Annotated in this window: 8 protein-coding genes and 1 pseudogene; 5 read left to right on the top strand and 4 right to left on the bottom strand. The window is 49.3% G+C overall.

Translation table 11 applies throughout. The annotated features are described in order from the left end of the window. Positions 1-479 precede the first annotated feature (479 nt). Positions 480-674 carry a hypothetical protein gene (locus tag AYK67_RS17165; RefSeq protein WP_156453149.1) on the bottom strand — a complete coding sequence of 65 codons (195 nt, stop codon included), beginning with the start codon at positions 672-674 and terminating at the stop codon, positions 480-482. Between the two features lie 821 nt (positions 675-1,495). On the opposite strand from AYK67_RS17165, the gene AYK67_RS12625 reads away from it, so the two are divergent. Together AYK67_RS12625 and AYK67_RS12620 are read left to right on the top strand one after the other, a co-directional pair. Next, a complete protein-coding gene (locus AYK67_RS12625; RefSeq protein ID WP_068087253.1) occupies positions 1,496-2,542 on the top strand; it encodes an Ldh family oxidoreductase in 1,047 nt (348 codons plus the stop codon). Positions 2,543-2,841: 299 nt separating this feature from the next. Continuing rightward, a pseudogene (locus AYK67_RS12620) lies at positions 2,842-3,279 on the top strand (IS1595 family transposase); the annotation flags it as partial. A gap of 593 nt (positions 3,280-3,872) precedes the next feature. On the opposite strand, the gene AYK67_RS17160 reads toward AYK67_RS12620, so the two are convergent. Together AYK67_RS17160 and AYK67_RS12610 are read right to left on the bottom strand one after the other, a co-directional pair. Next, positions 3,873-4,061 carry a hypothetical protein gene (locus AYK67_RS17160; protein ID WP_156453148.1) on the bottom strand — a complete coding sequence of 63 codons (189 nt, stop codon included), beginning with the start codon at positions 4,059-4,061 and terminating at the stop codon, positions 3,873-3,875. A gap of 400 nt (positions 4,062-4,461) precedes the next feature. Then, positions 4,462-4,845 (bottom strand): MmcQ/YjbR family DNA-binding protein, encoded by a 384-nt coding sequence (locus AYK67_RS12610; RefSeq protein WP_068087246.1) that lies wholly within the window; start codon positions 4,843-4,845, stop codon positions 4,462-4,464. 116 nt (positions 4,846-4,961) lie between these two features. Here AYK67_RS12610 and AYK67_RS12605 point away from each other — a divergent pair, with 116 nt between their 5' ends. The 3 genes from AYK67_RS12605 to bioB all read left to right on the top strand — a co-directional run bounded on the left by AYK67_RS12605 (position 4,962) and on the right by bioB (position 7,295). Continuing rightward, complete coding sequence (locus AYK67_RS12605) at positions 4,962-5,573, top strand: GntR family transcriptional regulator (protein WP_068087352.1); 612 nt, start codon at positions 4,962-4,964, stop codon at positions 5,571-5,573. Between the two features lie 145 nt (positions 5,574-5,718). Next, the gene (locus AYK67_RS12600) at positions 5,719-6,306 is read left to right on the top strand and encodes a biotin transporter BioY (protein WP_082735796.1); all 588 of its coding nucleotides are present in this window, start codon (positions 5,719-5,721) and stop codon (positions 6,304-6,306) included. Beyond that, positions 6,306-7,295, top strand: coding sequence for a biotin synthase BioB (bioB, locus tag AYK67_RS12595; protein WP_068087243.1), 990 nt, complete (start codon positions 6,306-6,308; stop codon positions 7,293-7,295). Before AYK67_RS12600 ends, bioB begins: the two co-directional genes overlap by 1 nt. Here bioB and glpK read toward each other — a convergent pair whose 3' ends face one another. Continuing rightward, complete coding sequence (gene glpK / locus AYK67_RS12590; RefSeq protein WP_068087240.1) at positions 7,296-8,789, bottom strand: glycerol kinase GlpK; 1,494 nt, start codon at positions 8,787-8,789, stop codon at positions 7,296-7,298. Positions 8,790-8,820 lie beyond the last annotated feature (31 nt).

Below are 8,820 nucleotides of genomic sequence, written 5' to 3'. Positions count from 1 at the left end.
CACAACACGAAATAACACCCAGCAATTCAACTAAACCATTATAAACAACCCTCTTTTCCACCAATCCTTAACAAACTACTAAAATCAACAGGCACAGCGAGAACAGAGTGAATCCGGTGAAAGACCGGTGAGATCGCGCGGACTGCGGGTGGAGATAAGATTGCGGGCGGAGGAAAGAGAAATGGAGAAGTGCTGTATTGCAAAGCAAGCAGGTAAGGAAGGACATCATAAAGTAGCAGGCGCTGAAGAAGTCCTGACGAGAAAGGGGCGCAACGAGTTGCGCTGAAGGAACTGCAACGTTGGCGGCTGGCAGAGGCAGATACAGCAAAGGGGGAAGAAAAGACGCTTTAGTAGCAAATCAAAAAAAGCGAAGAGTGGAAAACGCAGGGACCTGAGAGATTATTGGGAGAACTGCGATGTATGGGATGAAGCATCCTACGGAAGTCGGGGCGCAGACGCGTACCGCAAACTGGCCCTAGTTACAATGGTGGGCGGCGCTGATAGCAGGCGATACGTGGCCAGAGCGTTGGGACATCGCTCTCATAATAAACCACAAAGTAGAGACCGTAGTCATAGACACAAGCTAAAATCACGGGCTGGTGCCAGAGCCGAATGCTAGAAAGCGGTGGCAGCAAACCCAAGCAACAGCCAACGATCAAAGCCGTGCCCCTCAAAACTTCAGCTCCTCTTAATCGCAACACCACACAGCGAGTGCAAGCACCACATCCATAAGAGCAACCGCAACGCCTACTTATGCTCACTGCACAAACGTATGTATCAATCACACCCAAAGCCGCAGGCAGGTAAAAGCCGTACCAAACACACCGCACCATACCTAAGCCAGCTAAACACATATCCCCGCAACCAATACAAAGAGGCTCACTAAGACCGATAACCACTCACACAAGGCCCTTACGCGGATAAATAACGCAAAGCCCCCAAACCAAAGCAGCTTATCCTCCCTCACTCACCATATCAAAAACGTACCTAAAACGTATCAGCCTCGTACCAATAACAGACCAAAAACACACCAAGCCAACACAATAAGAAAACTAAAAAAGCAACCGTTCTCTCCCACAAATACCACGCCCAAAAACCAAAGCACCAGCCCCACATAAACACCAAGCAAGAACAAATAGGAACATTTGAGGAACAAAATTGCACGGATTGCGACCAAACTAAAAAACAAGCAGGATAGCTCCAGCAAAACACAAAACACCAAAGCAAACATCCACAGAGAAGCACATATTGCAAAGAAGTACACATTGGACCAAGCAGAAAACTTTAACCACAAATGCAGGCATTACCGGCTTGATCATGACAAAACGAATAGCAGCCCCAAAAATCAAAAAGGATTTAGAGAAGAAACAAAGATGTAAATGACTTTAAGAAAGGATGTATCATAATTCATCGCTCTACGTAATCATCGGGATATGCAAAAGCATAAAAGCCGTTCATTTATGACTACCATACTACATAAAGCGGAACTCCCCCAATGAGCTATAACTATGACGAGCTGATAACCTTTACCCGTGAGATATTCCTCGCGGCAGGATTAAACGAAGAAAAATCCAGCGCAATAGCAAAATACTTGGTTGCTGCAGATGCTATGGGCCACACAACGCATGGCTTGGCACAAGTGCCTTTTTATATCAAGGGTCTTAAAAATGGCACCATGACAAAAGAGGGCGAGCCAGAAGTCATAACAGACAAAGGCCCAACGGTTGTTTGGCATGGCCGCCGCCTGCCTGGTCTGTGGCTAGCACATAAAGCAACAGCATTGGCAGCGGAACGCGCGAAACAATTTGGTAGCTGCACCTTGGTGATACGCGAAGCACATCATATTGGCTGTCTTGCTGCGTTCCTGCCTGAAATAACCTCTCAAGATCTTTTAGGCATTATTTCAACATCAGACCCAACGGGCGCTGCCGTAGCACCATATGGCGGCTTGGACCCAATTTTCACACCCAATCCATACGCTGTAGGAATTCCAACGCAAAAAGATCCCATTCTCATTGATACCTGCGCTTCGATTTCAACAATCTCCATGGCAGGCCGTTTGAATGATGAAGGCAATAAATTCCCTGGAAAGTGGGTGCAAGATGCTGAAGGAAAGGCAACGAACGATCCTAAAGTGATGCTGCAAGAACCAAGAGGAACACTGCTTCCTGTTGGTGGCCATGAATATGGCCATAAGGGCTATGGAATGGCATTGATGGTTGAAGCTTTAACACAAGCGCTGGCTGGTTTTGGCCGTGCAGATAAACCATCTGGCTGGCAAGGTTCTGTGTTCATTCAGGTTTTAGACCCTGAAGCATTTGCTGGGGCAGACGAGTTTAAGCGTCAAACCCAGTTTACTGCCCAAGCTTGCGTAAATTCACGCTCGGCAGACCCGGCACGCCCTGTGCGCTTGCCAGGCTCTAAGGCAAGTGTTGGATTACGCAATGCCAAAACTAAGGGCGTTGAACTCTACGAAACACTGATGCCTTGTATCGAACCAATTGCGCAAGAATATGGCATACCGATGCCAAAGGAATCATAACCTTAATTCCCGAAGGGAGTGCTTTCTCATTTATCGAAGCACTCCCTATCATTCATATATAGAAATAAAACTAATCAAAATATCGTGTTGTTTATTAGAGGCAGAGTTCGGATCGTTTAGACAGGTAAAGGTCGCGATTAAGCGGATAAGATCTGTAACGCCCATTGCTGGTTAAGTAGGGGTATATTGTTGTCGTAAGCCTAATCGGCTGTCTTGATGTTTAGCGATGAATGCGGTCTTGTCTGGTTTAAAAAAGAGGTTGTCCCAGATAATCCGACTAAGGGTTTATCATCTTGGGTATGCGGAAGAATCGTTTAAGTCCCTATAAGCAAGGCCGGCTGTTGGAACATTTTGTGGCAGGTACGACAGCGCGAACTGCGGCAATCCTGTATGGTGTGAACCGCAAAACAGCCGTTTTTTATTATCATCGGCTACGCGAAGTCATTGCCTATGAGCTTGAGGCCGAAAGCCTGGTGATGTTCGGTGGTGAAATTGAAGTGGACGAAAGTTACTTCGACGGTCAACGCAAAGGTAAGCGTGGTCGTGGAGCGGCAGGAAAAGTCCCGGTTTTCGGCCTTTTGAAGCGCAAAGGGAAAGTCTATACCAAGGTCAATCCTGACGCTTCCAGAACCACGTTGCTACCGATCATCGAGCAAAAAGTTACCCCTGACAGCATCGTTTATACTGACTGTTGGAGGGGACATAATGCTCTGGATCTATCCGATTTCAAGCACTTTGCATAGAGAAGCACGGCGCAAGTTTGAACGGTATTTCTGGCGTCTGGTGCACTCAAAAAACAACCATAAACATATAAACTGTTAATTTCGGGATTTAGCTGCTACTTTAAAGCAGTCTGCTATAACTCTTAATCGTAAGAGATGGCATTTGGGAACATTTGTTATTCACTGAGATAAACAGGCGTTCTCATGTCACCGCTTTCGATTGATATTCGCAACCGTTTCAGCAAGCGCATTTAAGCAGGAAGGAGTGGGTGCGAGCCAGCCCACCAGCTGATGACTTCCCCTGGCCATAGCCTCCCGTCTTGCCGTAAGCTGCACTTCGGCCCTGTCCTATCACCAGTCCATATCGAGCGCCCTGTTGGAACCGGTAAGCGCCCCTTATCACAACTTTCTCAAGGAGCTTGTGGAGCAGGACGGAGACATTACGCTGATTGAGTTACGCGATGCTCTCTATATGGCAGAGGGCGTGCGTGCACATCATACCAGCATATCCAAAGCACTCCGCAGCCTTGGTTTCATATATAAAAACGCTTTTGACAGCAAAGTAAACCAAACCGCATGTTCGCAAGATCAGAGCCGAGCAGAGTGGCTTAAAAGCCGCCAACCCCTGATGTCGCGCCTGCCGGAAAAAACTTGAATTTCTTGATGAAACCTGCATCAAAACCAATCTGACGCGGCGACGCGCACGGGCTATAAGAGGGGAACGGGCCTGTGATAAAGCCCAGTTCGGGCGTTAGTAAAGCCAGGCATTCATCAAAGGGCTCAGCGATAACGCACATATTGCCCCCTTGATGATAGAAGGTGCCATGAACGGGGACACCTTTACAACTTACATTGAAACTTAACTGGCTCCCCAATTGCCGCTACGCACTGTTATTATTCTGGATAAACTGTCCACCCACAAGGCCGGGCAAGCAGCAAAAATGCTCAGCGCTTTAATGACTAAGGCGATCTAGTAAATACCGATTGTTGACCGCTGATCACTGGAGGCTCAGCTTAACCACAATGCCCTGTTGCTTCAAAAGGCGGATTAGAAAGCGCTCTGCAGCCCCCAAATACATAGCTGCAATACACCGGTTTTGCAAAATTTCGTCGAGCAAATAATCGACTTGATCAATGACGCGCTCGCCCAAATGCCTCAAAATAACTAGATTACTTTAGGTAATGATAGATTGAAGATCATACCCAGGGCAATCCCAGTTCGTGTTGAGTTTTTTTCGTTAGTTTTTTACCTATGATTTCATGGGCCTGACGTAAGTAGTCTTTTAAAGCTGTATCATCCAGTGCTGATGGGCTGGTAACTTTCACCCATTTGGCGCGGGCCAGATAAGGGGCGGGTATCACATCTTCTTGCTCAATAAGTATCTGAAAGGCCAAATCGCTACACTTAAAGCTAATAGGAGCAAATCCCTTAGCGCCATTTTCGCTTGCAACGGCCTCGTTTTGAGGGCAGATGGCAAATATCTTTCCCCCCACCTTCCAAACCGAGGCGCCACCCCATTGAACCACATGGGTTGTTGCCGGCAACTTCGAACAAAACGCATCAAACTCCTGTAAATCCATGGCGCTTTTCCTTCGTATTTGTTCAAATGTACGCAGATAAAAGACAGTGGTGTAAAAAACGCAGCAACACTTCAGCATATATTGCCAGTTGCACTTGGGCAGCCTATCAATTTCCTATGTCAAATACCAGCAGCCAAACCCGTACCGAAGTCATTGCCAATACCTTGATTGAGGAAATTATAGGTGGTGAGCTTAAGCCGCTTGAAAAACTGCGGCAAGACCATATTGCCCAGCGTTTTAATGCCAGTCATGTTCCTGTGCGCGAAGCACTTCTTAAGCTTGTCGCGACTGGGTTGGCCGTAAGTGAACAGCGCAAAGGGGTACGGGTTGCCCCCATAGATAACGAGGAGCTGCGCGAAACGGTAGAAATGCGTGCAGCGCTAGAAACACTCGCACTCAAACATGCCGCGCCGCGTATGCGACCCATCCATATCCAAAAGGCCGAACTGGCCATGAATCATTGCGATATGGCAACCACAGTGAGTGAACGCGAACGCTACAACCGTGCTTTCCACTATGCTCTGGTTGCTCCCTGTGCCATGCCCCGCCTACTTGCCACAATAGAAAACCTGCAGCTCATTGCAGCTCGGCATTTCCATATAAAGTGGCGAGATAATTGGACCAAAGGTATTGACCGCGACCATCACCGTATCATGCAGCACCTAAAATCCGGTGATTTTGAAGGCGCGCAAAAAGAACTTGCACGGCATTTAAAACGCCTTAGTTAATTATCTATAAAATTACATCAATAAAAACAGCTATATAAATAAAATCTATAGCGTTTATACCAAAGGATGCTTGCGAGAAAATTTTTAATAGATAATTTTTGATGCGTTAGTCATTGTTTCAAAATATTATCTATAGGGATTGAAGATGCAAACAACCACAGGTAACCATCTCGCGTTTAAAAGCATAAGCCGTAGCATCCTAGGCATGGCAGCTGCTGTTTGCCTACTCACGGCTTCGGCCAAGTTTCAGGTGCCATTTTGGCCGGTTCCAATGACATTGCAGCTCATGGTCGTCCTGGGACTTGCGGTTTTCACCGGTCCAAAGCAGGCATTTGCATGTGTGGCGGCCTATTTGGCAGCAGGTGCCGTGGGCTTGCCGGTATTTGCAGGCACTCCGCTCAAAGGCATTGGTCTAGCATATATGGTAGGCCCTACAGGCGGTTATCTACTCGGCTTTCTAGTCTCCACTCTGGTTTGCGGTAAAATGCTAGAGCGTCTGGGCTCAAAAGCTCTTATTCCTGCGCTTCTCGCCGGCATGGCAACTATATTTGCTTTTGGTTTGGCGTGGCTGGCTTTTTACGTACCAGCAGAAAAGGTGCTCGCCATAGGCCTGACCCCATTTTTACTGGGAGATATTGTGGAACTGGCGCTCATTGTTGCCGCCTACTATGCCATGCCGGAAAAGTGGAAAAATATGCTGCGCCCATCGATCAAAGGTGAGGCAAACGACTAATGAATACACCGCAAGCAATTACCCGCCAGGGCAGTGAGCCGCCACTCACGCCCGCCAGCGAAATATCAGCCAGCCAGGTCGAAGCCCTTATGAAGCTGCCAATTTTAGAGCTTCTGGGTCGCGCCAACAGCATTCACCGCACCCATCACGACCCGAACAAGGTCCAAAGGGCCAGTTTATTGAGCATCAAAACCGGTGGTTGCCCAGAAGATTGCGCTTATTGTCCGCAATCGGCCCACCATAAGGAAGTTGCCCTCACTAAAGAGCGGTTGATGCAGCCACAAGTCGTTGTTGCGCTGGCAAAAAAGGCAAAGCAGGCAGGGGCCGAACGGTTTTGCTTGGGGGCCGCATGGCGCGAAGTACGTGATGGCGCAGAATTCGATAGTGTGTTGCAAATGGTACGCGGCATTAACGACCTTGGCCTTGAGGCCTGCGTCACCCTTGGCATGCTACAAGAACACCATGCCGCCCAATTGGCCGAGGCGGGCTTAAAAGCATATAACCATAACCTGGATACCGGCCCACAGTATTACGCGAACATTATCAGCACCCGTAGTTATCGCGATCGGATTAAAACTCTGGATCACATTCGCAAAGCAGGCATAGATATTTGTTGCGGTGGTATTATCGGTATGGGCGAGAGTTGGTATGACCGGGCAGAAATGCTCACGGTTCTTGCCAACTTCGCGCCCCAGCCCGAGAGTGTACCCATTAACAAGCTGGTACCCGTTGCAGGAACCCCACTAGAGCATTTAGAGCCCATCTCCACGCTCGATATGTGCCGGGTAATCGCTGCGGCACGTATTATAATGCCGCAAACCACACTACGCCTTTCTGCGGGGCGTGAAGATATGAGCGCCAGCGAGCAAATCCTATGCTTTATGGCGGGGGCGAACTCGGTGTTTTATGGCGAAAAGCTGCTCACCACCCCTAACAAACAGTTGAATAGTGATGATGAGCTGTTCCAGCTATTGGATGCTATTGATTAATTACTGCGTTCGGGTGCGTGCTACAGCACGTGCCCACCCCTCCAACTTTGTGGTGCGTTCCTTTGCTGACATTTGCGGCTCGAACCGTCGCTGCAACCGCCAGCGCCGTGAGAATTCTTCCATATCCGGCCAAACGCCAGCATACATGCCCGCCAGCCAGGCAGCACCCAAAGCCGTGGTTTCCAAAACCTGCGGTCGATCCACGCTTGCCCCCAAAATATCGGAGAGGAACTGCATGGTCCAATCCGAGGCGGTCATGCCGCCATCCACCCGCAAAACACTATCGCCAGTCAGTTCATAGCCACTATCACACGCTTTCGAGCGCATTAAGTCCACTGTCTGGTAGCCAACGCTTTCTAGTGTTGCGCGGGCAATTTCATTCGGACCGGTGGAGCGCGTTAACCCAAATATTGCCCCTTGTGCTTCCGGGTCCCAATAGGGGGCACCAAGGCCCACAAAAGCGGGAACCATATAAACGTTGGATTCCGGGTCGGCTTTGCGGGCCATCTCTTCCGATTGCGCTGCCGTTTCAATGAGCTTTAACTCATCGCGCAGCCACTGCACCGCGGCTCCAGCCACAAAAATCGAACCCTCCAGCGCATAGGTGGTTTGCCCGTTCAAACGATAGGCAATGGTCGAAAGCAAGCGGTTTTCCGAATAAACCAGCTCGTTACCCGTGTTCTGTAATGCAAAGCAGCCAGTGCCATAGGTCGATTTTACCATGCCGGGCTTGAAGCAGGCTTGGCCAACGGTGGCCGCCTGCTGGTCGCCAGCCACACCCAAAATAGGCAAGGCAGCACCCAGATACTCGGGCGCCACAACACCAAACTCAGCCGCACAATCTTTCACCTCCGGCAACATGCCCTGCGGGATATTCAGTATCTCCAGCAATTCCTGATCCCAACAGTTCTCGGCAATATTATAAATCAGGGTGCGCGAGGCGTTGGTTGCGTCGCTCACATGGGCTTGCCCGTTTGTGAGCTTCCAGATCAGCCAGCTTTCTACAGTACCAAACAGCAAATCACCCGCTTGCGCCCTTTGGCGTGCCCCCGGCACATGGTCTAAAATCCAAGCAATCTTGGTGCCGGAAAAATAGGGGTCAAGCAGCAAGCCGGTTTTTTGTCGAAACAAAGGCTCCAGCCCCTGTTGTTTTAGCTCGGCGCATAATTCGGCAGTGCGCCGGTCCTGCCAAACAATGGCGTTATAAACCGGTTCGCCCGTGTGCCGGTCCCAAATAACGGTCGTTTCACGTTGGTTGGTAATGCCAATTGCTGCGATGTCGCCCGCTGCCCGCCCTGAGGCAGCAATTGCTTCATTACAACTATGAATAACTGAGCTCAGCAAGTCCTGCGGGTTATGCTCAACCCACCCTTGATGGGGAAAGTGCTGCGGTATTTCCTTTTGGCTGCGACCAATAGCTTCAAACCGATCATTAAACACAATGGCTCTTGTTGATGTTGTTCCCTGATCAACAGCCAAAACCCAACCGCTCATGCGCCCTCCTGCATTGCATGTTAGAATCCAC

Source organism: Polycladidibacter stylochi, assembly GCF_001562055.1.
GTDB classification, from domain to species: Bacteria; Pseudomonadota; Alphaproteobacteria; order Rhizobiales; family Stappiaceae; genus Pseudovibrio; species Pseudovibrio stylochi.
Note: the sequence above shows the minus strand (reverse complement) of the source record. Positions and strands in the feature narration are given on the sequence as shown.

Bases quoted from the DNA above. Each gene is read 5' to 3' on its own strand.
- AYK67_RS12625 (WP_068087253.1), top strand. From the start codon at position 1,496: ATGAGCTATAACTATGACGAGCTGATAACCTTTACCCGTGAGATATTC.
- AYK67_RS17160 (WP_156453148.1), bottom strand. From the start codon at position 4,061: ATGTGCGTTATCGCTGAGCCCTTTGATGAATGCCTGGCTTTACTAACG.
- AYK67_RS12610 (WP_068087246.1), bottom strand. From the start codon at position 4,845: ATGGATTTACAGGAGTTTGATGCGTTTTGTTCGAAGTTGCCGGCAACA.
- AYK67_RS12605 (WP_068087352.1), top strand. From the start codon at position 4,962: ATGTCAAATACCAGCAGCCAAACCCGTACCGAAGTCATTGCCAATACC.
- AYK67_RS12600 (WP_082735796.1), top strand. From the start codon at position 5,719: ATGCAAACAACCACAGGTAACCATCTCGCGTTTAAAAGCATAAGCCGT.
- bioB (WP_068087243.1), top strand. From the start codon at position 6,306: ATGAATACACCGCAAGCAATTACCCGCCAGGGCAGTGAGCCGCCACTC.
- glpK (WP_068087240.1), bottom strand. From the start codon at position 8,789: ATGAGCGGTTGGGTTTTGGCTGTTGATCAGGGAACAACATCAACAAGA.